Source organism: Marinicrinis lubricantis (genome assembly GCF_042658665.1).
GTDB lineage: Bacteria > Bacillota > Bacilli > Paenibacillales > KCTC-33676 > Marinicrinis > Marinicrinis lubricantis.
The window spans coordinates 1-22,613 of sequence record NZ_JBHSQV010000166.1 but is presented as its reverse complement, the minus strand read 5'-3'; the positions used below and the strand labels follow the sequence as shown (position 1 = coordinate 22,613).

Annotated in this window: 24 protein-coding genes, 1 pseudogene and 1 riboswitch; of the genes and pseudogenes, 7 read left to right on the top strand and 18 right to left on the bottom strand. The window is 47.7% G+C overall.

All coding sequences use genetic code 11. From position 1 onward, the window contains the following. Window positions 1-37 precede the first annotated feature (37 nt). Together ACFPXP_RS14320 and ACFPXP_RS14315 are read right to left on the bottom strand one after the other, a co-directional pair. On the bottom strand, window positions 38-172 hold the full coding sequence (locus ACFPXP_RS14320; protein ID WP_379894986.1) for a hypothetical protein: 135 nt from the start codon (window positions 170-172) through the stop codon (window positions 38-40). After that, window positions 169-906 (bottom strand): prolipoprotein diacylglyceryl transferase family protein, encoded by a 738-nt coding sequence (locus ACFPXP_RS14315; protein WP_379894985.1) that lies wholly within the window; start codon window positions 904-906, stop codon window positions 169-171. The genes ACFPXP_RS14320 and ACFPXP_RS14315 overlap by 4 nt, the downstream gene beginning before the upstream one ends. 195 nt (window positions 907-1,101) lie before the next feature. Here ACFPXP_RS14315 and ACFPXP_RS14310 point away from each other — a divergent pair, with 195 nt between their 5' ends. Beyond that, complete coding sequence (locus ACFPXP_RS14310; protein WP_379894984.1) at window positions 1,102-2,376, top strand: BaiN/RdsA family NAD(P)/FAD-dependent oxidoreductase; 1,275 nt, start codon at window positions 1,102-1,104, stop codon at window positions 2,374-2,376. A gap of 93 nt (window positions 2,377-2,469) precedes the next feature. Here the strand turns inward: ACFPXP_RS14310 and ACFPXP_RS14305 are convergent, their stop codons facing one another. The 3 genes from ACFPXP_RS14305 to ACFPXP_RS14295 are packed head-to-tail and all read right to left on the bottom strand — an operon-like array spanning window position 2,470 to window position 4,874. Next, window positions 2,470-2,877 (bottom strand): DNA/RNA helicase, encoded by a 408-nt coding sequence (locus ACFPXP_RS14305; RefSeq protein WP_379894983.1) that lies wholly within the window; start codon window positions 2,875-2,877, stop codon window positions 2,470-2,472. Between the two features lie 60 nt (window positions 2,878-2,937). Beyond that, a complete protein-coding gene (locus tag ACFPXP_RS14300) occupies window positions 2,938-4,164 on the bottom strand; it encodes an ABC transporter permease (protein WP_379894982.1) in 1,227 nt (408 codons plus the stop codon). Beyond that, window positions 4,161-4,874 (bottom strand): ABC transporter ATP-binding protein, encoded by a 714-nt coding sequence (locus ACFPXP_RS14295; RefSeq protein WP_379894980.1) that lies wholly within the window; start codon window positions 4,872-4,874, stop codon window positions 4,161-4,163. Before ACFPXP_RS14295 ends, ACFPXP_RS14300 begins: the two co-directional genes overlap by 4 nt. Window positions 4,875-5,070: 196 nt before the next feature. Here ACFPXP_RS14295 and ACFPXP_RS14290 point away from each other — a divergent pair, with 196 nt between their 5' ends. Beyond that, complete coding sequence (locus ACFPXP_RS14290) at window positions 5,071-5,409, top strand: hypothetical protein (RefSeq protein WP_379894979.1); 339 nt, start codon at window positions 5,071-5,073, stop codon at window positions 5,407-5,409. A gap of 6 nt (window positions 5,410-5,415) precedes the next feature. Here the strand turns inward: ACFPXP_RS14290 and ACFPXP_RS14285 are convergent, their stop codons facing one another. Beyond that, a complete protein-coding gene (locus tag ACFPXP_RS14285) occupies window positions 5,416-6,408 on the bottom strand; it encodes a ComEC/Rec2 family competence protein (RefSeq protein WP_379894978.1) in 993 nt (330 codons plus the stop codon). Between the two features lie 293 nt (window positions 6,409-6,701). On the opposite strand from ACFPXP_RS14285, the gene ACFPXP_RS14280 reads away from it, so the two are divergent. Beyond that, window positions 6,702-6,998 (top strand): HesB/YadR/YfhF family protein, encoded by a 297-nt coding sequence (locus tag ACFPXP_RS14280; RefSeq protein WP_379894977.1) that lies wholly within the window; start codon window positions 6,702-6,704, stop codon window positions 6,996-6,998. 26 nt (window positions 6,999-7,024) lie between these two features. On the opposite strand, the gene ACFPXP_RS14275 is transcribed toward ACFPXP_RS14280, so the two are convergent. Then, a complete protein-coding gene (locus ACFPXP_RS14275; protein ID WP_379894975.1) occupies window positions 7,025-8,500 on the bottom strand; it encodes a putative bifunctional diguanylate cyclase/phosphodiesterase in 1,476 nt (491 codons plus the stop codon). A gap of 199 nt (window positions 8,501-8,699) precedes the next feature. Beyond that, a riboswitch (cyclic di-GMP riboswitch) is annotated at window positions 8,700-8,784 on the bottom strand. A gap of 321 nt (window positions 8,785-9,105) precedes the next feature. Between ACFPXP_RS14275 and ACFPXP_RS14270 the strand changes: the two genes are divergently transcribed. Together ACFPXP_RS14270 and ACFPXP_RS14265 are read left to right on the top strand one after the other, a co-directional pair. Continuing rightward, window positions 9,106-9,330, top strand: a complete 225-nt coding sequence (locus ACFPXP_RS14270) for a cold-inducible protein YdjO-related protein (protein ID WP_379894974.1) — start codon at window positions 9,106-9,108, stop codon at window positions 9,328-9,330. Window positions 9,331-9,519: 189 nt separating this feature from the next. Continuing rightward, window positions 9,520-9,735: a hypothetical protein gene (locus tag ACFPXP_RS14265; RefSeq protein ID WP_379894972.1), complete on the top strand. Its 216-nt coding sequence runs from the start codon at window positions 9,520-9,522 to the stop codon at window positions 9,733-9,735. 1 nt (window position 9,736) lies between these two features. Here the strand turns inward: ACFPXP_RS14265 and ACFPXP_RS14260 are convergent, their stop codons facing one another. The 9 genes from ACFPXP_RS14260 to ACFPXP_RS14220 all read right to left on the bottom strand — a co-directional run bounded on the left by ACFPXP_RS14260 (window position 9,737) and on the right by ACFPXP_RS14220 (window position 18,858). Continuing rightward, window positions 9,737-10,231 carry a GNAT family N-acetyltransferase gene (locus ACFPXP_RS14260; RefSeq protein ID WP_379894971.1) on the bottom strand — a complete coding sequence of 165 codons (495 nt, stop codon included), beginning with the start codon at window positions 10,229-10,231 and terminating at the stop codon, window positions 9,737-9,739. A 127-nt stretch (window positions 10,232-10,358) separates the two neighbouring features. Continuing rightward, on the bottom strand, window positions 10,359-11,552 hold the full coding sequence (locus ACFPXP_RS14255) for an anhydro-N-acetylmuramic acid kinase (RefSeq protein ID WP_379894970.1): 1,194 nt from the start codon (window positions 11,550-11,552) through the stop codon (window positions 10,359-10,361). Window positions 11,553-11,637: 85 nt separating this feature from the next. Next, window positions 11,638-12,819: an exo-beta-N-acetylmuramidase NamZ family protein gene (locus ACFPXP_RS14250; protein ID WP_379894969.1), complete on the bottom strand. Its 1,182-nt coding sequence runs from the start codon at window positions 12,817-12,819 to the stop codon at window positions 11,638-11,640. After that, complete coding sequence (locus ACFPXP_RS14245; protein WP_379894968.1) at window positions 12,791-13,489, bottom strand: hypothetical protein; 699 nt, start codon at window positions 13,487-13,489, stop codon at window positions 12,791-12,793. Before ACFPXP_RS14245 ends, ACFPXP_RS14250 begins: the two co-directional genes overlap by 29 nt. A 34-nt stretch (window positions 13,490-13,523) precedes the next feature. Further along, window positions 13,524-14,627: an ABC transporter ATP-binding protein gene (locus ACFPXP_RS14240; protein ID WP_379894967.1), complete on the bottom strand. Its 1,104-nt coding sequence runs from the start codon at window positions 14,625-14,627 to the stop codon at window positions 13,524-13,526. A 13-nt stretch (window positions 14,628-14,640) separates the two neighbouring features. After that, window positions 14,641-15,474: a carbohydrate ABC transporter permease gene (locus tag ACFPXP_RS14235; RefSeq protein ID WP_379894966.1), complete on the bottom strand. Its 834-nt coding sequence runs from the start codon at window positions 15,472-15,474 to the stop codon at window positions 14,641-14,643. A 49-nt stretch (window positions 15,475-15,523) separates the two neighbouring features. Beyond that, window positions 15,524-16,438 carry a carbohydrate ABC transporter permease gene (locus tag ACFPXP_RS14230; protein WP_379894965.1) on the bottom strand — a complete coding sequence of 305 codons (915 nt, stop codon included), beginning with the start codon at window positions 16,436-16,438 and terminating at the stop codon, window positions 15,524-15,526. Between the two features lie 78 nt (window positions 16,439-16,516). Next, on the bottom strand, window positions 16,517-17,947 hold the full coding sequence (locus tag ACFPXP_RS14225; protein ID WP_379894964.1) for an ABC transporter substrate-binding protein: 1,431 nt from the start codon (window positions 17,945-17,947) through the stop codon (window positions 16,517-16,519). Between the two features lie 74 nt (window positions 17,948-18,021). Next, a complete protein-coding gene (locus tag ACFPXP_RS14220; protein ID WP_379894963.1) occupies window positions 18,022-18,858 on the bottom strand; it encodes a MurR/RpiR family transcriptional regulator in 837 nt (278 codons plus the stop codon). Between the two features lie 244 nt (window positions 18,859-19,102). On the opposite strand from ACFPXP_RS14220, the gene ACFPXP_RS14215 reads away from it, so the two are divergent. Then, window positions 19,103-20,062: a BadF/BadG/BcrA/BcrD ATPase family protein gene (locus tag ACFPXP_RS14215; protein ID WP_379894962.1), complete on the top strand. Its 960-nt coding sequence runs from the start codon at window positions 19,103-19,105 to the stop codon at window positions 20,060-20,062. Window positions 20,063-20,124: 62 nt separating this feature from the next. Further along, entirely contained in the window at window positions 20,125-21,033 is a 909-nt protein-coding gene (gene murQ, locus ACFPXP_RS14210; RefSeq protein WP_379894961.1) for an N-acetylmuramic acid 6-phosphate etherase, read from the top strand. Window positions 21,034-21,074: 41 nt separating this feature from the next. Here the strand turns inward: murQ and ACFPXP_RS14205 are convergent, their stop codons facing one another. Then, window positions 21,075-21,650 carry a nitroreductase family protein gene (locus ACFPXP_RS14205; protein WP_379894960.1) on the bottom strand — a complete coding sequence of 192 codons (576 nt, stop codon included), beginning with the start codon at window positions 21,648-21,650 and terminating at the stop codon, window positions 21,075-21,077. 61 nt (window positions 21,651-21,711) lie between these two features. Then, a pseudogene (locus ACFPXP_RS14200) lies at window positions 21,712-22,418 on the bottom strand (DNA alkylation repair protein). Window positions 22,419-22,613: the final 195 nt, after the last annotated feature.

Genomic DNA, 22,613 nt, shown 5'->3' with positions numbered 1-22,613 from the left:
CGCCTTGATGCGGACGATGTGTATCTCTCAGCATGATTTAAGTGGATGGCCGATTAGGGCCGTTCAGCTGCTTATCAACGACATTGCCCATTTGCTTGGACTCATTCGTTGCACGGTTCGCCTGTTCTTGTTTGCGTTGAGCGATGGAATCTCCATTCGTTTGCTGCTTCATGAATGTTCATCTCCTTTCTCGCTTATTATGCTTGTATAAGACCAAACATATCCGAGCAGCATACAAGCGAAATACCACCACTGAAGTTGGGAGAAACCGAGATACTGATCGCCCTTCTGCACCTCAAACAAGCTTATAACCATACGGCTCGTTCCAAAAGCAAGAACAAATCTTCCCGCATGCTTCCCGCTTCCTAAAGGGGATCTCGTCCGCCATAAATATATCCCCGACAGAACCGCCAACACGGCCAAATATACGTTCAGGGGATGGTACTTTACACCTTCCTCGATCACCCGAATCCCCCAGGGAACATCCGCTTCCATGCCGTATTGCCAAAAGAAGACTTGGTATACCGTATGGAAGACCAGCAAACCGTAAGCCAGCACGTCGGCAGCAAGCCATAGCGATACTCTTTTTCTCAGGGACCATATGTAAAAATAAATGATAGCAGCGGCCATCCCGATCCATAAGTAGGTGTCTCCGCCAGATGCGAGTATGATCATAAGCGGTTCTTCCCAAATCCATTGGGGCTGTCTTAGAACAGGTCCGAACTTCCAAAATAAAACACAAATCCACGCCCCCGTCATAAAAGCATCGAGCAGACTAACATGAATGGTAACGGATGAATGCTTCATTCTAAGCTTCATCGTGTAATATGCCGCCACAGCGGCTGCAAATATCATCAGTAATTTCGCCTGCAGCGAAATCGGACCGATCGTTAGAATATCGGGCAATTCATTCCCCCCTTTCGTTCATGATGAAGGCCATAAAAACAATAGGAGCTGTATTTTGTATTGTTCATCTATTGAAGTTACAATAGGACTAATATGATCATACCAGCTTCAAAGCTGCTATGCGAACATGCAAAGCAGGACATAAGTGGTAACGCATGTATATAGATCGGCGTGTAAGAAAGGAGCAAAACGGAAGTGACGCATGATGTCATTATCATAGGAGGAGGCCCTTCTGGACTCATGGCGGCCATCGCGGCCAGCAAGCACGGTGCTTCGGTCCTTCTGCTGGACAAAGGCAAGCATCTGGGAAGAAAACTCGGCATATCCGGCGGCGGGCGCTGCAATGTAACGAATAATAAAGAACTGGACGAGCTTATCCAGCATATCCCGGGCAACGGAAGGTTCCTATACAGTGCGCTGGCGCAGTTCGGCAACAAGGACATTATCGACTTTTTTGAAGGGCTGGGCATTCGTCTGAAGGAAGAGGACCGAGGACGCATGTTTCCCGTTTCAGATAAAGCGAAGACAGTCGTGGATGCACTCATCCATCAGGTCAAGCGGCAAGGTGTCGATATTCGAACCCATGCGGAAGTCGATGAAGTGCTGTACGAAGGGCAGAAGACAGTGGGCGTGCGGCTAAAATCCGGAGAAACGCTGCGCAGCAGAGCAGTGATTCTTGCCACAGGAGGAAAAAGTGTACCTCATACCGGTTCTACTGGCGACGGCTATGTATGGGCTGAGAAGGCAGGGCATACGATTACAGAGCTGTATCCGACCGAGGTGCCCCTGACCTCCGGCGAATCGTTTATTCAAAGCAAGGAGCTTCAAGGCCTATCTCTTCGAAACGTCGTTCTGACGGTGTGGGATCCAAAAGGAAAGAAAATCATCGATCATGAAGGCGATATGCTGTTTACCCATTTCGGCATATCCGGTCCAGCCGTGCTCAGATGCAGTCAGTTTGTCGTCAAAGCACTGAAAAAATGGAATACGACGAAAGTTCTGCTGACGGTTGATCTCTTTCCTAACCAAACATTAGACGAAATATATCAGCTTCATTCTTCGCTCGCAGAGCAGGAGCCGAAAAAAGCCATTAAAAATATACTCAAGCTGATACTGCCGGATCGACTTGTCCCAGTCATATTGCAGCAGGCAGGCGTAGCGGAGGATATCACCTTCTCTCAGCTGCCTAAGGCAGAATGGAGACAATTGAACGAGCGGATGAAGAAGTTCCCTATTCATATCAACGGAACCTTGTCGTTGAATGAAGCTTTCGTAACAGGCGGCGGGATTCATCTGAAGGAAGTAGATCCGAAGACGATGCAGTCAAAGCTGATGCCGGGTTTGTTTTTCTGCGGAGAAATTCTCGACATTCACGGATATACCGGCGGTTACAATATTACCGCTGCATTCAGCACAGGTTACACGGCAGGGAAGCATGCCGCCGAATCGGTGCAGGAGCCTGCAACTTAAAGATCGCTTCGAGGATGACGATTGTAATGGGAAGTTCAACTTCCTATGCTGTCAAAAAAAAGTCCCATCATCGGGACTTTTTTTGGTGATCTTCTATATCCGGTCAACGGAAAAGGAGTTCAAAGTTTCATCAGGGAAGAATAGCGTATCCTCATCTTCATCGTGAGATTGCAAAGCACCTTCGCCGTCGCCTCTCATATAAGCCTCTGAAAAATCCTCATTCACGATATGCGCGGGAATCGACAATTCGTCTGCCATTTCATAAGCGGTGTCATATACATCTGAGGCACCCCCATCTCGTTCCTCTACTAATGTTCCTCCATGAGCCTGCGCAATCTCAAGCGCTGAAGTCAAATCGTTGCGTTCCATATGGATCTGAACCATCGGATACGCTCCCTCATCTTGAAAAACCGGCTGATATCCGAGCTCCATTAATGTATCGAATGCATAATAAGCATCCCGTCTGTCCTGAAATTGAAAACGCAGTTGGTTGGGTTCCACTTTCCTTCTTCGCCCCTTCTTTGGAAATTCATAACCTTATCTTATCCTGCAGAGATCAGGTTATTCTCTTCCGCGATAGAACAGTACGCTTTGTCCAGCCATCCAGCAGACGGCAACAGCTCCAATCGCTAATAGAACGGTCCACCATCCCAAAGCAGAAAACATCCCAATTACAACCGTCAGCAGCAATTGATAGGGGAGCAAAAACCAAAAGGCTGCCGTCGTATCCCCATGTACGGGCCATCTTCCTGATAACATTCGGAGAAAATCATGCGACCTAAACATCCGAATATGAAAACTGAACCAATAGCTGAACAATAAAGGCAGAATTATCCATACTAGTATCTTGAGCCATAAAGGCGGCCCCGCTACGGCTGCCATTCCCAGCAAAGTAAATTGGCCATATCTTAAAATTCCACCAGATTCTCGAAAGTATGATTTGATCAAAAGTGCAGCCGCCGTATACTCACTTTTAGAATAAATCCGCTCAGTCGGCGGGATGACCCGCGGCCGTTTGACATTAAATAGCGGTTTTTTTTCCGTATAGTCTCCTACAAGCAGAGTCGTAAGCCTCATTTGCTCCCGATGCTCCCGCTCCAGGTCGACTCCGAAGCTTCCTCTCATATTCAGCCTTTGTTTCACTGTGTACGTCAATCCGAGGGCTAATACGATCCATTCGATGAAAGCATAAACCATACTTGCTCGAAAATAATACAAATGAGTGAGAACAAGAAGAAGTATCCCGACACGAAAGCAATGGATTCGAATCCATCGGCTGATCCCCGAATAATTGCACTCCATCCATTGAATGCATGTTGTCTGTATTCCTTTAGCCCCTAGTAACAACGGAAGAAGCAGCAATAATTCATACGGCTTCCAACCATAAGCATGGATGGCAAGGGGGGTGATAAACAGCAATAAGGCCGATAACGATAAAATCTGTATTACAAAATAATAGCAAAGAGCATAGCGATACAATGGACGCATCCACTGGTTCGAGTACGTTAAAAAAAGCACATCCGCTTCGTGAATAAACCAGCGGATCGTTCCTAACTGAATAAATACGATAAATAAAAACCATAGAATAAATTCCGGAACGGATTCCGTCCACACAGGGACTTCCTGCCACCAGCTCCAATATTGATACCCTGCAAATAGGACGGCAGGAACGAGTATATACAGTCCAGTCACCCAATCGATGATCATGAAAAAAGCATTACGATATGTATTCCAATGATGGCTGAGCCGATTGCGGAATAAAGTCAAGGGAGTGGCCATATGGTTCATTCCACCCCCTGATGAAGAATTTGAAAGCATTCGAACAAACTGCCCTCTGGACGAAAGCTTCTGGAGCGAATCTCTTCAAGATCACCTGCGACAATTAATTGCCCCTCCCGCATGACTAGAAACCGCTCGCATATTTTCTCTGCAGTATCCAATACATGCGTGCTCATGAGCACGGCAGCCCCTCTTCGCCTTTCCTCTCCTAGAAACTCCAATAAATCCTGCATACCTTGCGGATCCAGCCCGATAAACGGTTCATCAATAATATAAATCGAGGGCGAGTGCAGGAAGCCGATAATGAGCATCATCTTCTGCTTCATGCCTTTGGAAAAGCTCGTTGGATAATGATGCTTTACATGTTTCAGCTTGAAACGCTCTAGCAGCATGTCCCCGCGAGTCTTTAACTGCTCTTTCGACATACCATAAACAGCCGCAGCTAACGCCATATGCTCAAAAAGTGTCATTTGATTATAATAAACCGGCTGCTCCGGAATATAGCCCCACGACATCTCTCCGCTTTTAAACCGAACATCCCCCTTCATATGCCGAAGTAAGCCCAATATTGCTTTAATCGTCGTACTCTTCCCTGCCCCATTCGGACCGATTAATCCAACGAGTTCCCCCGGATAAAGAGAGAATTCAATTTCAAAAATAGAAGCCTTCTGTTCGGAATAACCTGCTTCTTCAATGCGCACATCCATGATACTATCCATTGTAATACCCTCCTGAAGCCTATCCTGTCCTTCAATTCTAACAAAATAAACCAAGGGATACGAATATCCCTTGGTTCTCCTAAGCAGCAGACAAGATATTGTCATGCTCCAGCCTTCACTCACATATCATGGTACTAACCTACTGCGTGAACAAGCCCCATTCTCAAAATCAGAACCTTTTCCGTAAGGAGGATTCATGATGCTTGACTCTGGCAATCGCCATCCAGCACATTCCGTTACGAATCAAGAGAAAATTGTTGCCGTTCTCGCCTACCTTCTATTTTTTCTGCCGCTCATGATGCAGAGAACATCCGCATACGCCCTATTTCATGCGAATCAAGGACTCATTTTTCTCTTGATGGTCTTATCCGTCAATGTCATCGGCACCTTTATTCCCGTACTGGGATGGCTGTTTGTGCTGCCATTTGGCAACCTGCTTCTGCTTGTTTATTTATGCTTTGGCTGGTACCATGCTGTAAAAGGCGAGACACGTCCGTTACCCGGGATTGGACATTATCAGCTGCTGAAATATTGAAATCAATCATGTCACCCGCTGAGTGACTAATTGTATACTGTTTCCATCACAAAGAATTAATATATTCCCATCAATTCCGGTTACGGCAATCCGGCTCCCGCTTTTTCGGTAATTCTCATAAACGGTCTTGCTGTAGACTTCATGAGAGCTGAATATGGTCAGCTTCGGCCTAACGGCTTGAATGAACGGAATGGACGATGACGTATGGTTTCCGTGATGAGGAGCATGCAGCATATCCGCCTTTAAACTGCTGCCGAAGGCCTCAGTAAGCTCAAATTCAGCCCTCTTGTATACATCACACGTGAATAAGAACGTCCTCTCTCCATAATGAAGCTTCAACACCAAGCAGAGGTTATTAATCGCTGAAGTACTCATGGAAGTAGGAATATTCTTCGTCCCCGTTCCCTTGGGCGGCCCCAGCACATCCAGCTGCACATCCGTATTCATGGCAATGACGTCTCCCCGTTCCAAAAAGGAAACCGGAATCGCCTTCTCCTTGATCTTCTCTACAAACTGCTCGAACAAAATCGTATCGTTCGCAACCTTCGGCATATAAACACGGCCCACATGCTTTGCGTCCAAAAGGGAAATAAACCCTCCGATATGATCGTGATGCGGATGGGTCGCTACGACGGCATCGAGATGATCCACTCCCAAGTCGCTTAAGGATTGAACCAATGCTTTACCAGCCTTCTCATATCCAGCATCAATCAGCAGGTTTGAGCCGTCCGGCGCCTCAATGTAAATCGAATCCCCGCCCTTTTCTTGATCACTAAAATGAAAATATCGAATCGAAAGCTTGCCTTCATCCCGGCTTCGGTCCAAAAATGCTTTTTCATCCACGATGCTCTGAAGCGTAAAATCTGCATCGTTCGCTTGCACGGGAGCAGCACCGAAAAATGGCTCCCTCTGTCCGCATCCTGCCAAGAAGAATACCGTGATGCAAATCCCGGTGATGATTCTTGTTAGCTGTACCTTCTTCATATGTCTTACCTTCATACGGCATCCTCCCTTCATGCTGTAGCAAACCGAATATATATGGTATTGTTTGTCATGCATTCGTTTCACATGCAGCATTTTTGTCTTCTACAGCTGCGATGTGCCCAAAAGCATACCTGTGAACTGTGCTGTAAAAATGTTGATATTATATTAAATTCAATAGTAAGCGCTTTCTTTCCTGCTTTTTTGAACAAATTTTCAGAATTTTCTATTAATTAAGCCCAATTTCTTGCTTTCTCTTTATTGTTTTGCCATAATAAAGCTACTTCTTGTAGGGAAAGGTCGATGCAGAAATGAAAATTGATGTAGATTCCCAAGCCGCTCAGCACTTTATTCAAGAGATGGATCTGAAGCCGGGAAGCTATGTCCGTTTCTTCACCAAATACGGCGGACACAGCACCATTCAGACAAGCTACTCCCTCGGCATTTCATTTGATGAGCCTTCAAGAGCCGCTGCCAAGACGGAGGTTGCAGGAATTACGTTTTACGTGGAGCAAACCGATCTTTGGTACTTTGACGGTCATGATTTGAAGGTGCGTTTCAACGAAAAGTCGCAGGAAATCGAATACGAATATCCTGCAAGCGAATGAAAAAAACGCCTACGAGGATGCTTTCCTCACGGCGCTTTTTTTCTGATCATTTCGAATTGTACTCTCTTGGCAAGCTCCATTGGGGGCAAAGGCTTGCTGTATACGTACCCCTGGATATACTCACATCCGTTTTGCATTAAAAATTGTACCTCGTCCTGCTTTTCAACGCCTTCGGCGATCACCATCATATCCAAATGCTTCGTTAAGTCAATAATCGTTTTCAAAATACCCGCTTTTTGTTCATCATTCAATATATTTTGCACAAAGCTTCTATCGATCTTCAGTTTATCTACCGGAAGCTTGTGCAGTGCATTCAGTGAGCTGTAACCCGTACCAAAATCGTCCATACTGATACTAAAACCGGATTCCTTCAAGCTACGGATAGCTTCTGCCGCATGATCCATATCAATTGCGACGCTTTCAGTAATTTCAAACTCGAGAGCGCAAGGATTTAACTGCTCCTGGTGAATGATTTCGAGTACCCTCTTCGGAAAATTCGTATGAAGCAGCTGCTTCAATGACAAATTAATGGCGATTTTAGGCACTTCCAGTCCATGCTCCTGCCATTCTTTAATTTGCTCGCAAACTTTCCTTATCGTCCACTCGCCAAGCGGCACGATCAACCCGCTTTCTTCTGCAAGGGGGATAAATTCCCCGGGAGATATCCATCCCTTATCCGGATGCTTCCAACGAAGCAAAGCTTCTAGTCCAATCATACTAGAGGTTGCAGAATGATATTGCGGCTGATAATGCACCTCGAAATGTTCATTCTGAAGCGCGGACTGCATTTCATTCTCGAGCAGCAGCTGTTCTCTGTACGATTTAATCTCGGGCGAGAAGAACTGCAGCTCCTTGCCGTCCCTTTTTGCGATCTGAAGCGCATAATTTGCCTGTTGATGCAGCTCTTCTAAGCTGCAATGACTCTTCGACAAGGATGCGCCGATTCGAATATGAGCATAAATTTCATAATGCCCGATCAACAACGGCTTCTGAAATTGGTCAATCAACATATTACATAATTGCTGAAGATCCTGCAGCCCGATTTCCTTTTCGATTAGTATGGCAAATTCATCGGCATAAATTTTAAAGAGCTTCATCCCCATACTGATTTGGCCCTTCATCCTTTGCGCAGTCTCACGGAGCAGCTGATCTGCTGTTTCCTCTCCAAAAGCATCATTCATTTGCTTGAATCGATCAATATTTATAAGGAGCAGTGTGACCTTTCGACCATCAACGAATTTACTTTTCCAGTTGGCTTTAAACAACTGCCGATTCGGCAGGCCCGTATTCTCATCCATATACCTTCTTAGCATCGATTTACGTATAAGTATGTACATCAATATGGCTGTCGCCGTAATAAAAACCCAACCTTTGATGGATTGCAGCCGATGTACACTGTCATGCGTGATGCCGAACCACTCCAGCGCATAGTCGGAAAACGCAATATACATGACACCAAATAAGCCGTAAATCACTGCTGCTTTCATAGCAAATTCCTTCATGTACACATTCGACCATCCTTGAACTGCAAAATTCTCAAACTTGGCGCATGCATCCAGTTATGAAACAAGTCCTAAAATCCACCTCCGACTTCATGAATGATATAGATCCAATTTTCCTGATCACCCCGCACTTCCCTAGGCAATACAAAGCACCGATAAAAAAAACCGCCCTTCTAGTAGGCGGCAATAACCCCAACCTCTAGGCGACCCGGCTGCCATTGCTTTTTGCTTTAGGCCCGTGGCTTTGCGTCCCTGTCTTTCGACTAGGTTTGCCTTTTCTGAAGTTTTCTATATGACTTCATCAGTTCTATAGTACTATATTTTTGTAGAAAAAACAGATATTTTGTAAAAAAACAAAGGATAATTTTCCATACGCCTTCGATGCCCGGCCTCATCGCAAAAAAGCAGGAAGTTATGAACTCCCTGCCTCGGATTAACTTGAATTGAAAGTTATTCAGCGTCCTTGCTTAACCAATCCAACTCCAGCTGCGACGGAGCAATCAGCTCGCTGAAATAATACCAACGCGGGTTATGAAGCATTTGTCAACACACGGCAGTCATGAAGCCTTCCATGTGAGGGATATTAAGAGCGGAGGTGAGCATGAATGGATACAGAAACCTCTCCAAAGCCGGAAGTTGCCCCTGTCCCCATCTGGAGATGCCGAAATAACGAATGCAAGGCATGGATGCGTAAAGAAATGTCAGATGACGATTCTCCAGGCTGCCCGCTGTGCGGCGGTCCAATGCTCCGCGGAATTCGTCATTTGCCGAAGTTAGATAAAAAGCCCATTCGCAAAAAGAAAAGCGAGCAGCCTGCGTGGACATCATAATTTCGTGACAATGGAAAATAAGATACTATTTTTGATTTTTGTGTTAGATATGTGATGCAGGTGAACTAGGCAGTCAGCTTTACTGACTGCCATCTTTTCGTTCCCCGCTATCTTGGATGGAGGAATCGCCTTCCTTTTGTTACAATGTTGATACAACCCAATGATTTATAATAGAGGGGGAATCGGTCCATGGCACGCAATCAAAAGCTCGTCACCGATGCCGATTTGGATGAAGCGATGGAAAGAGAAGCGAGAATTCGTGTGTTCCAAGACGACCACATGGTTGGTACTGGGGGCACGATCGTTCGTTACACGGAAGACATGGTCGTCATCCAAAATAGTGTAAGTGATGTGACTTATTACCGCAGAGATGAATGTGAATTTTTCGAGATGAGAAAAAGTTGAATTATTTCAGCATGCCCCGGTAAATGCCTGGAGATGATTCCGGAATTTCAATGGCACCCACGGTCTTACTGTAAAATTGAACGGGACCGGCCCCTCCGATAATGCCATATCCGTATCCTTCTTCTCGCATAGCATGCAGGGCCGCGATCAGCAGCGCCTTGCCTGCCCCTATACCCCTTTCTGCTGGATCGACTCCCGTCGGACCGAAGAATGCTTTGGCCGTTGCGTCATAACAGGCGAAGCCGATCAGCTTTTCCGAAGACTTGCCGTCAATCGTGATCGTCTTTGTTGCAAGCAAGCAGGACACCGGTTGTCTAGCGAACGCCGCCTCGCATTCACTCGACCAATGCGCATTAAAATGGCTCTTCACCCATTCCGTTACGATGTGCTTCTCCGGAGGAAGCCCCCTGCGAATGGTGATTCCTTTTTCTTCGAGTTTTTTGTGAGCGCTCCCATTCGGAGGTAAATCATACAATTTCACAAGCATATCAGGCATATTTACTCCACCTTTCACCATATTTTGTGTTCTAAAGATCATTATACCTCACTAGAGAATGTGCTGACACGAAATTTTCTCGATACATTCTCCATCTCTAATACGAACCTTGTCGCCTTCTCGGCATCTAGGGAAGTGCCAGCTTTCCCAAGACCGTAGCACGATGCGCGCCAGTAGCAGCGGGCAGATTGCTGCTTATGCCATGCAGAAAGTCATTTCCGAGCAGAGCAAATATGACCGCTTCTTTAGCGTCATCATCAAATCCGAGCATATTGGAGGTCATCACGTTCTGTTTAGGCAGCAGAGTACGGAGCATCTGCATCAGTGTTCGATTGTGGGCTCCTCCACCGGTTACGATCACTTCCTCAATCGAATAGCGCGGTAACACAAACCTTCTATATCCGTCCGCTATAGATCTGGCTGTAAAAGCGGTGGCTGTTGCCACAATGTCGGCATCCGTGCAGCCCGCTGATTTTACCTTCGCAATCCAATGTTCGGCATAGGCTTTTCCAAACACCTCCCGCCCTGTTGATTTAGGCGGAGCTTGTTTGAAATAAGGATGAACCAGCATTTCGGTAAGCAGTGCCTCGTTCGGGGTTCCTCTGGAGGCCCAAGCACCGCCGGCATCCAACATAAGCTGTCCCCCGGACAAGGTTTGTACAGCTTGATCGATCAGCATATTGCCAGGACCGGTATCGAAGGCTAACAGCTCTTCTGGTCCCGCTCCAGGAGGCAGTGCTGTACAGTTCCCGATTCCACCGATATTTTGGAGAATCCGGCCCTTGTCGCCTTGGCGAAACAAAATCAGATCACCGTAAGGCGCCAGCGGTGCTCCTTGACCGTTCATGGCCATATCTGCCGGACGAAAATCACCGACGACGATTCTTCCAGTTCGCTTCGCCAATACCGACAGATCGCCAAGCTGCAGTGTTGACCGTATGAGACGAGGATCGTCAGCTGAGTTCTCAGGAATATGCCACACCGTCTGACCGTGTGAACTAATAAAGTCAATCGCCTCGAGCGGCATTCCGGCCTCTTGGACGGCCTCTATCGCAGCCTGGGCGAAGCGCTCCGCCAGTTCGAAATTCATGCTGCACACCAGCGCCACATTCGAATGCTCTAGTGTACAAAGCTCTTTCAGCCTTTCACGGAAGTTCGGATCATACGGCTTATTCACATACTGAATCAGCTTCACCTTGGAATCCAGACCACAGCCTTCAATCGTCACAACGGCCGCATCAATGCCGTCCAGTGAAGTGCCCGACATCAAACCGACAGCGGTCACAACGGTTTTACTGCTTATTGTATTTAATGTTTTCATAAGCGATCACTTATTAAATTTTGATCCTGCTCTTGAACGATTGCCCTATATTGCGTGTTTAGAAGACTTGCGATCATGCGCTTCTTCATCCCAGCCCCTCCTCGTAACGTAAATATGGCTCTCGCATTCGTTTCCACCTCTCCACATCGCTCGACCAACTGGATATGATATGTTCTAAACCATAGATCTTGGCTATGTTCTTCCGAACCTCATCGCTGCCTGTCAGCAAATCGATGAAACAGCGCCTCCCTTCTTCTGCAGGCTTCAGCCATTCGAAATGTTCAGGGTACTGACGGCTTAGCTCATGCAGGAGCACTAATCCGGTGTGAACGGGCTGATACGCCTTCGGGTCCGTCACGAACAGCTGTACACCGCCGCACTTCTGTCCCTTATACTTCGAGTAGACCGGGGACGCATACATCGGATGAAAATGAATACCGGGAAGGCCATATGACTTCATCCTCCCCGCCAATTTCCTACCGTCTATCCAAGGCGCCCCAATCCACTCGAACGGTTTCGTCGTACCTCGACCTTCGGATACATTGGTGCCTTCCAGCAGACAGGTCCCGGCATACGTCCGTACTGTATCCATTGTCGGCATATTCGGTGACGGCATAAGCCAGGGAAGGCCGGTATCTTGAAATTCCATCCGTCGATTCCATCCTTCCAGCCAGACAACTTCCAGCTCACAGCCTAACTGACGTTCCGCGTTATACATGCCAGCCAGCTCACCGATCGTCATTCCAGTACGGATCGGCATCGTCCATGCGCCGACCATGGATTCAAAGCCCGGAACAAGTAATCCGCCTTCACACCTCAGCCCGCCCAGCGGATTTGGACGGTCAAGCACGAGAAGGCTTTTTCCATATTCCGCACAAGCTTCGATGACGTAAAACAGCGTCGACAAATACGTGTAAAAGCGAACCCCTGTATCCTGCATATCAAAAATAACTGTATCCAATGGCTCCAGCATGTCTGAAGTCGGCTTTCGCCGCTCGCCGTACAAGCTGTATACCGGAACGCCATAGTACGGTTCGAACTCATCCCCGAACGTCTCACCTGCCTGCCGTTCCCCGTACAAGCCATGCTCACAGGCGAATAGAGCCGCAATCTTGGCGGAAGCAAGACCAGCGCAAACCTCAATCGTAGAACGGAAATCCGCTGTAATTCCGGTAGGGCCTGTCACTATACCTATTCTCCGATCGGACAGCATCGGGTGGTTTAAATCCGGCAGTCGATCAATCCCCGTACGCACGATACGATCCATCGTTCATCGCCTCCGCCGCCTCATTCTTACCCGCCTCAGGCTGAAACATGTTATTTGCCGCTTTATGCATATATATCGCGGCAATACCGCCGAACAGCGCGGCAAACCCGACGATCGTGACCAGCAGGGGCATCGTAAAGATCAACGCCTGTATACAAGCCCCAATCGTATAGGCAGGATGGCGAAAAAACAGCTTCACACTTTCCCCCATCGCATGAAATATCCCCATTTGTTTCTGCAGGACGAGCTGGAGTGTATAAAACTGGGAAGCCCATGCCATAAGCGCAAAATACGTCTGAAATACGGCAATCGTCAAATATATGAAGCCATCCTTTCCGCCGTAATACCACCAGGTGGACCAAACGATGAGGATCAAAACCGTGATAAGAAAACCGAACACAGCTGAAGGGACAAAGCCTTTCACAGCACCTGCCCATACATCCCGGATTTTAGATGCTTCTCCCATCCATTTGCGATGATATGCATACATTCCTCCATACAGTAAAGGCATATACAAGAGGGGAAAAAGCATGAGCGCTACCGGCGCAGGCGTGAACAGCACCAATGGAATCAGCACGATCGAACCCATTAGGCTGTGCAGCACCGCCGTGACGATCTCTCGGTACACCTCCGCTCCCGATTTGACGAGTACTTCATTCAATTTGCGCATAATGTATCTCTCTCCTTCTCTAAGGGCGCTCTCTTCATAAAATCCGCTGCTCGGTTAACGGGTCGAAATAATGAACCTTACTCATATCAAGCACAAAGGTTTTCTCCAAGCCGGCATAAGCCTTCGTCTCCGGGTGCACCTTTGCCGTAATTCTACGGCTTCCCATTCGAAAATAGACCAAATTTTCCGAACCGAGATGCTCCACCACTTGAATGCGCGCCTGCAGCGTATGCTCACGATCGATACTCGGCGCATAGTCGTCGCCATATATGTGCTCGGGACGTATTCCCACGACGATAGGCCGATGCTCATACCCTTGCAATACTGCAGCCACATGGTTCGGCACCTTCAAGAAAGTACCCTCCACGATGACCTTATTGCCTTCCACAACAGCGTCTATAAAATTCATAGCCGGTGAACCGATAAATCCGGCCACAAACATATTTTGCGGATTGGCATAGAGCTCCTTCGGCGTGGCGATCTGTTGGATCATTCCTTGATTCATCACGACAATGCGCTCCCCGAGTGTCATGGCCTCGACCTGATCGTGTGTCACATAGACGATCGTCGCTTCTAACCGTTTGTGCAGCTCCGAAAGCTCTACACGCATCTGAACCCGCAGCTTCGCATCCAAATTTGAAAGCGGCTCGTCGAACAAGAATACTTGCGGATCACGGACAATGGCCCTGCCGACCGCCACACGCTGACGCTGGCCGCCTGATAATTCACGTGGCTTGCGGTTTAGCATATCCTCCAGCCCCAATATCACCGCGGCTTCCTTCACTTTCTTCTCAATATAGTCCTTCGGTTTCTTCAAGTTACGCAGACCGAACGAAAGATTTTCCCGAATCGTCATATGCGGATATAGCGCATAGTCCTGAAACACCATCGCGATATCCCGATCCTTCGGATGAAGATGATTGACGATACGATCCCCGATTAAGATATCTCCGCTGGTCTGCCGTTCCAATCCGGCGATCATCCGCAGCGAAGTGGTCTTGCCGCAGCCGGAAGGTCCGACGAATACGAGAAATTCCTTGTCCTGAATGATCAAGTTGGAATCCGCCACGGCCGTGAAGGTGCCCTTTTTCTCATCCGTAAACTCTTTACGTACATTCCGAAATTCAACACAAGCCATCGGTTATCCCCCCTTATCCTTTAACGGCCCCAATGGTGATGCCCTGCAGGAAATAGCGCTGCAGTGCGAAGAACAAAATGATCATGGGCAGTGCCCCTACCGTCGCGCCAGCCATAATCGCCCCATAATCCGTTGCATCCGCGAATACGAAAGAAGCTAATCCCACCTGAATCGTCCGCATTTCCGTGGAGCTGGTGACAAGGAACGGCCAAAAGAACTCATTCCACGAGGTCACAAAAGTAAAGATGGCGAGTACCGCAAGCCCTGGCTTTGCCATCGGCAAAATGACCTTCCAAAAAATACCGAACTCACTACAAGCGTCGATTCGCGCGGCATGAATTAAAGATGACGGCAGTGTGGACATATACTGCTTCATCAAAAAGATATTGCCCACACTGACGAGTGCTGGCGCAATGATGGCTGTATACGTATCTCCCAAATTAAATACGTTGATGACAAGGATGTACAGTGGTATGAGCGTCACCTGTGCCGGGATCATCATCGTGCTGAGCAGAATCCAGAAGACCGTTTTGCTGCCGGGAAACTTTAATTTGGCAAAGGCATAGCCGGCTAACGAAGCGAAAAAGACATTCGTCACGGTCAGCACAGATGAAACGAACAAAGAATTGAAGAGCCAGCGCAGTGCGTCGGTTTTGTCGAAGAAGCGTTCATACGGTGTCATCGACCACGAGGTGGGAAGCATTTTCGGCTTGTAAGTGGCGGAAACGGTCGTGTCCTGAATAGAACCGATGACCATCCAATATAAAGGAATGACCGTAATGAATGCCCAAATGCATAAGACCGCTGCGGATATGATGAGCAGAATGATCTTCGATTTCGAATTCATCTATACACCTCCAGGTTTTACAGGATGAACTGTTCTTACCTGAACCCTATTAATATTCGACGTCGCTGGAAAAATACTTGAATTGAATCACCGAAACAATGATAATCAAAGCCGCGAGCACAAAGGATTGTGCCGAAGCGAGACCGAAATCGTAAAATTTAAAGGCTGTTTCATAGATGAGATAAGCGATCGTTGTCGTTGCGAAATTAGGACCGCCTTGTGTCATTAAATAAACGGAGATGAATACTTGGAAGGATGTAATGACACCTGTGACCAGCAGGTACAGTGTGGTAGGTTTCAGCAGAGGCCATGTAATTTTCGTGAATTTCGTCCATCCGCTCGCATGGTCGATATCCGCCGCTTCATAGAGCGATTTCGGAATACCTCCCATCGCCGCTAGATAGAGGATGATTCCCGCTCCATGCGAACCGAGCCAGTTCATGAGCATAAGAGAAAAAAGCGCGGAACTGGACTGGCCAAGCCAGATGACGGAATCCAATCCGAACCAACCTAAAAATCGATTAAGCAGACCGGCATCCGTTGGATCAAAGATAGCCAGCCATACGATCGAGATCGTAACCCCTGAAGCGACCGTAGGCAAATATAAAGTGGCTTTGAAAAAAGTTTGTGCCGAATTTTTCATTTGAAATATAAAAAAAGCTAAGGCAAAGGTGATCACTATATTGACGGGTACCGTCCCGACTGTAAATATCACCGTATTTCGCATCGATTTCCAAAAGACATCATCCGATACGAGCCGCTCATAGTTGTCCAGCCCGATCCACGTTGTTTCCATAATGCTGTAGTGTTGGAAGCTCATAATCAGCGCAGAGATAACCGGATATAATGTAAATATGAGAAAAAGCAGTACCGGAGTGAGAATAAATACATACGCCCAACCGTATTCACGCCAAAATGCTGCGCGCGGTGATGGAGCGCGGTTCGTCGCCAAATTCGTCTGCATCTTCCAGCCTCCTTCAAAAGAAAAAAGGAAGGCGGCATCGCCCACACCTCGGAGGCAGACCGCCTTCCCGCTGAAGCATTACGGGCCTAATATTTGCTGACCTCTGCTCTTAAACTCCTCGGCGATGTCCTCCGGTGATTTCTCTCCAGCGAACAACGCCTGAATATTCGGCTTGACGACCTGCTCTTTAAACTGCTTTTGCTTTGCCGCCAAATCGACATCCAGCTTCAGAACTACGGGCATGGAAATGTTCTCGGCCATGATCTTCGCCGCTTCCTGATTGACCGGATTGCCCAGCCCCTTGCCTTCGAACAGCTCAGCCTGCGATTTCCTCACGAACGGCAATGCCAGCTCGTTGGCGGAATTGCCCGCTTTCGCTCCACTTAACGCCTCCATGACGAGGAACGTATTTCGAGCATGCTCTTCCCCTTTATCATTCTTTTGGCGGAATGCGACGTAGCCTTCCCCGCCCATCGTTGTTTTCGGCGGTGCGCCATCATGATGCGGCACGGGGAGCAGAACGAAGTCAATCTTTTCTCCTTCCACTTTGCCTGCATCAATATCTTTATTGCGGTTCACAATCATGACATCATAATAAGGAATTGCTTTGGAAATAATTGCGGCCTGACCTGCGTAAAACATTTCCGTCCGTTTGGCTGGAGCAATGGCTGCGGTTTCCTTCGGCATGTGACCCGCATCCAGAAGATCCTTGATAAAGGTCAGCGTCTCCACAATTCGCTCGTCATTCCACTGGAAATTCCCTTCCTCATCCAGCACATCCGGCATGTTGTTATTGCGTGTCAGCATTTCAATAAAATCTAGTGAGGTGCCATCGGTGACCAGTGCGTATTGTGTCGAACCGTCAGGAAGCTGCTTTGTTAGCTGCTGCGCAGCTTCTTTGAATTCTGTCCATGTCCAGCCTTCCTTCTGAATGGTTTGCCAATCAATTCCGGCTTCCTCTAGAATGCGCTTATTGCCCCCCCACGCCCACTGGTATTGATACAGAGGAAGACCATACTGTTTGCCTTGTATTTGTCCCAGTTCCAACGTTCCGGGATAATAATCCTCTTTAATTTCCGGTGTTAAATATTCATCCAGCTGAATAGCCAAACCGGTATTAACGTACATGCCGTCCACGCTGTGGAAATATAAATCTGGCGGGTTTCCGGAATTGAGCGCGACATCGAATTTTTGCGGCCCTTCGGCCCACGAGAGCATCTCCGTCTTCACCGTAATATGCGGATACTGCTGTTCAATGTCGGCTACGAGCTCCTTCAATTCATCCTCATAATAACCATGTACCGGATAAGTCCAAACAACCACCGTATCTTCCTCTGGCTTTTCCTGATCGTTTCCGCTCGGGGCCGGCGTACTGCCGCCTTCATTCCCCCCGTTATTAGCGGAATTCGATCCCCCGCCATTTCCGTTATTTCCGTTATTTCCGTTGCTGCAAGCGGTTATAAACACGAGTACGAGAGCTAATAAGAGTACGAACCACCTTTTCCCCATTCCCCTTCATCTCCTTGACTCTGTGATTGGACTTGCATTGTATTTGCTGCCTGCAGCTTTCGGAAAGCCGCAGTTTACAACCTTTTGATGGCTCTGCGGGTTTGTTCCAAATATTTAACGGATTGTTCGTAGCTGTGGCTGGCAACGCCCAAGTAAAGAATATCTATCACATTCAGCTGTGTAATTCGTGATGACATGGCTCCGCTTCGGATTTCATTCTCCGTAGATGAGGTAAAAAGCGGAATATCCACCAGTTTGCTTAACGTCGATTCACCATACTTCGTAATGCTAATCGTACGGCAATCGTTCTCTCTGGCTATCTTCGCGGCCTGTATCACCTCTTTGGTTTCACCAGAGTACGAAATGCAGACGGCAGCATCCTCCGGCGTGAGCGTTACCGCAGAAGTCAGCTGTACGTGCGGATCCGAGAATGTAAAGCTGAATTTGTTAATTCGAAGCAGCTTTTGCTGCGCATCCATCGCAATCAGGTTAGAGGCACCCAGACCAAAAAAATATATTTTTTTCGCCTGATCGAGCGCTTCAACCGCTCTTCCCACCATTTCGGCATCCAAAATTTTCAGCGTATCTCGAATGGATTGAATATTATTGGCCGACACACTTTGGATGATCGATGCAATGCTGTCATTCGGGCGTATATCTTGATAGCCTATGCTTTCATTCTCCTGCAGATCACCCGCAACCTTCAATTTCAAATCTTGATAGCCTTTCATTCCCATTGCTTTACATAAGCGGATAATCGCCGCTTGACTTGAACCGCTTTTCGCAGCCAGCTCCGCCACGGACAGTTCGATCATTTCACCCGGATTTTGTAATATGTAGGATGCTGCTTTTCGTTCTGAGGGCGTTAATGTGTCAAATACTTCCCGCAATCGAACCAGCCCGCCATTCATTGTTATCACAACCTCTCTAAACAAATATGCTTGATAAGGCTCACCTTCACCCTATCCCCCTCATTAGCATGTTAGACTATCTAACGTGTCCGCATGAAAGAACCGATTGGCATCGCTTTCAATGCGAAGCGGAGTTAGGTTTATTATAGGCGCGGTGAAATATAATTTCAATATTTTTTTAATATATAAAATTTTGTTTTACAAACGTTATTCCTTCTCCTATACTAAAAGGGAAAGTGAAGTGATGGCGATGAAGGTGTTTATCGGAATCGATGGAGGCGGCACCAAAACCGAAGCAGCCGTCATCAGCAATGAAGGGAAACTGTTTACCACTCTTCTCGGGGGCTCCACCAATATGCACGCAGTCCCCTTTCCCAAGGCGGCGCAGGAACTGGAAAGCATCCTTGATCGGTTATTCGAAAAGGTCGATTTAGAGCATCATATATGTGGAGGAATATGCCTTGCGTTGGCAGGCGTAAGGACCGAGGCGGAACAGAAGAAAATCCGTGATTTTCTCTATGCTTATCAAACTCATCAACATCGTTGTTTTCCGATCCTGCTGAAGACGGAAGCTGAGATTGCTCTCATGGCGGCCCTCGAAAAATCCTATGGCATCGTTGTCATATCAGGAACGGGTTCAAATACGTACGGCATTACACGTGAGGGTAAGCATTATCAGGTCGGCGGTTGGGGACATATATTGGGAGATGAAGGGAGCGGCTATCAAATTGGTTTGAAAACGCTTAAGGCAGTTATTCTCAGCCATGAAGGAAGGCTCCCACCTACGAAATTAACCGAGCTCATTAACCAAGCCTATCATTTTAGATCGATCACGGATTTAAGAACGCATATTTATCAACCGCACATCGGCAAAAGGGATATTGCCGCATTCGCCAAATACTGCATTCAAGCCGGTGCGGAAGGTGACGAGGTGGCATGCAGGATTTTGGATGAAGAAGCGGCGCTGCTCGCGCAATCAACCCTTGCACTCATATGTCAAGACCTACTGCTTCAGCAATCGGAAGTTCTGGTTACCGGTTCAATCTTTCAACATTCTATATTTTTTTATGATACGTTTTGTACACAGATCCACGCAAGCTATCCAGATCTGCACATTATTCGTCAAGGGCGGGGCAGGTCAGCCGCAGCAGGAGCCGCCCTGCTGGCTCGAAACACGTTCACCCAAGGGAACGAAACACCATAAAACGAACCACATGGCTGTGATCACCCAGTTTTTCGAGACTGAAATAAAGGGGAATGTGCCTCATGAATCATATTTTAAGCCGATTAATTACGGAGCAGGCGAATACGAAGACACAAAACATCGATGAACTGAGTTCGGAACAGATGATGTATCTCATTAACGAAGAAGACCAGTTGGTTGCTGCAAGCGTAAAAGAAATTATTCCGAAGATTGCGCAGGCGGCAGATTTCATTGTGGATGCTTTTCGGCGTGGGGGGAAATTGTTCTACGTCGGGGCAGGTACAAGCGGCAGAATCGGCATTCTTGATGCATCGGAATGTCCTCCTACCTATGGAACCGATCCTTCCATGGTACAGGGCATTATCGCTGGAGGATTTCAAGCCGTGAAGGATCCGGTCGAAGGCGCGGAAGACAGCGATGCGCTCGGTGCACGTGATATCGATTTACATGGAGTCAGCAAGGAGGATGTCGTCATCGGTATTGCCGCAAGCGGAAGAACCCCCTATGTGCTGGGAGCCATGAGGCGTTCCCGTCAGATTGGCGCGACCGTCATCGGTCTGTGCAACAATCAAGGCACACCCATGACGGAGCACGCACAGCTGATGCTGGAAGCCATCGTAGGACCGGAGGTTATTCTTGGCTCAACCCGAATGAAAGCAGGTACCGCCCAAAAGCTGATCCTCAATATGCTGACAACGACAGCCATGATCCGAATGGGCAAAGTGTACCAAAATCTGATGGTCGATCTTAACCCATCCAATGAAAAGCTGGTCTATCGTGCCAAACGTATCATACGGCTGGCTACCGATGCACCGGAGGAACAGGTGGATCTGGCCTTTTCCGAAGCGGAGGGCCATGTTAAAACCGCCATTGTCATGCTGCTGACTGGCGCTAATGCGGTTGAAGCGCGCAGACGATTAGAACAGCATCAAGGATTCGTCAGACGTGCTGTCATGGAAGCACCCCATTAATATTCAGGCCTGTACGCAATTCGATTCTATCCCGTGAACATTTATTGTTCGATCCAAACCGTCTTCTCTTCCACAGGGCGTCTTTTTCCTTCAGGCAAAGCTACTGCCGGCTCACCTATGTACACAAGGGCAACCAGCTCTTCATGATCTTTCAATTGGAAAGCTCGCTTCATGATCGGATGAAACATCGGCTGACCCGATCGCCAGATCGCCCCTAAACCCAACGCGTGTGCCCTAAGCAGCATGTTTTGAACTGCTGCATGTGCTGCCGCAAACTCTTCCTTCCGCTCAACTTTCGGGTCGGACGAAGGGGAGACCGCGACGGCAATGACAAGGGGAGCTCGGTACGCCTTCTTGGCCTGCTTCTGGCGAATGTCTTCTATATCTTCAAGAGAAGTCGATGCTTCAGCCTGCTCGGCAGCAATATCTGCATAAGCGCTCGCCAGCACATCCCGTCCACGACCTGTCATGACATAAAATCGCCATGGCTCGGTGGCATGATGGCTTGGCGCCCAATTGCCTGCTTCGAGAATTTTTTCGATGACTTTCCGATCCAGAGGGACGTCCTTCACTCTGCCTACACTTCTGCGCTCGCGAATGGCTTGTTCAATATTCAATTTCTTTCTCTCCTCACCATTTACATTTATTGTTTTCAGGAAGATCGAGACTCTTTGATCATTAACAAATACATGTTTTTCTCTTTACACCGATTCTTCCTTTTTCCTCTATTTTTGAATGTAATTCGCGGCAAGCGGTACTTTGCATGCGGTTTGTCCTACATCCACATGCACTTTTCCGATCACCTCCGCTGCGCGGCTTGCTTCCTCGGTTAATGAAGAGACATAGGCACCTATGCAGATCACAAAGTTGTTCATTGCATACCGCACTCGATTTTGTTCTTGATGGATGGTCTGTTCTGCTCTTTTCAGCAGCTGCCTTATTTCGTCCAAGTCTAATGCTTCATCCGGTGTAATAGAGACGTAATTGGCGTAAGTCGTCCAGCCGGCGGTGGCCACCATTTCCCTCTCCGAATCGATCCACTCCCTCGCAAGCTCTAACGCATAATGACTTTCCGCAGCAACTTGTGCTAACGTGTATTCAGCAAGCATGTACCAATATGCCTGATCTACCCATTGTTGTAGCTGTTCCTTCGTCATCCGCTTTGGATCTACGGATAGACCAGCCAAATACATCGCATCGTGGTTTCCGGATTGATATAAAGAAAGGGCCAAATCCTGATCCTTCTTCACAACTTTCACCAGCTTCTTCAAATCCCCTACCTTCACGCCAAAGAAGGGTTCCTTGGCTCCATGGCGTATAAAGGTCTTCTTCGTTTGTTCCGTCCCCATCTCCTTTAACCTGTCCATGATTTCCTCGTACGTCATCCTAAAGCGCCCCTCCTTAATCTTGATGTAAACATGTGCCTGACCTGGTACGGTAATAACCCCTGATGGTCGGCTTAACCCCCTAATATCGGACACTGCACCTCTTATTCGATTGATTGCATAGAATCGCTCGATTTTTCATCGTTTATGATGATTATGCCTCATACCCTGATTTCTTTGGGTGTTACGTTGCCT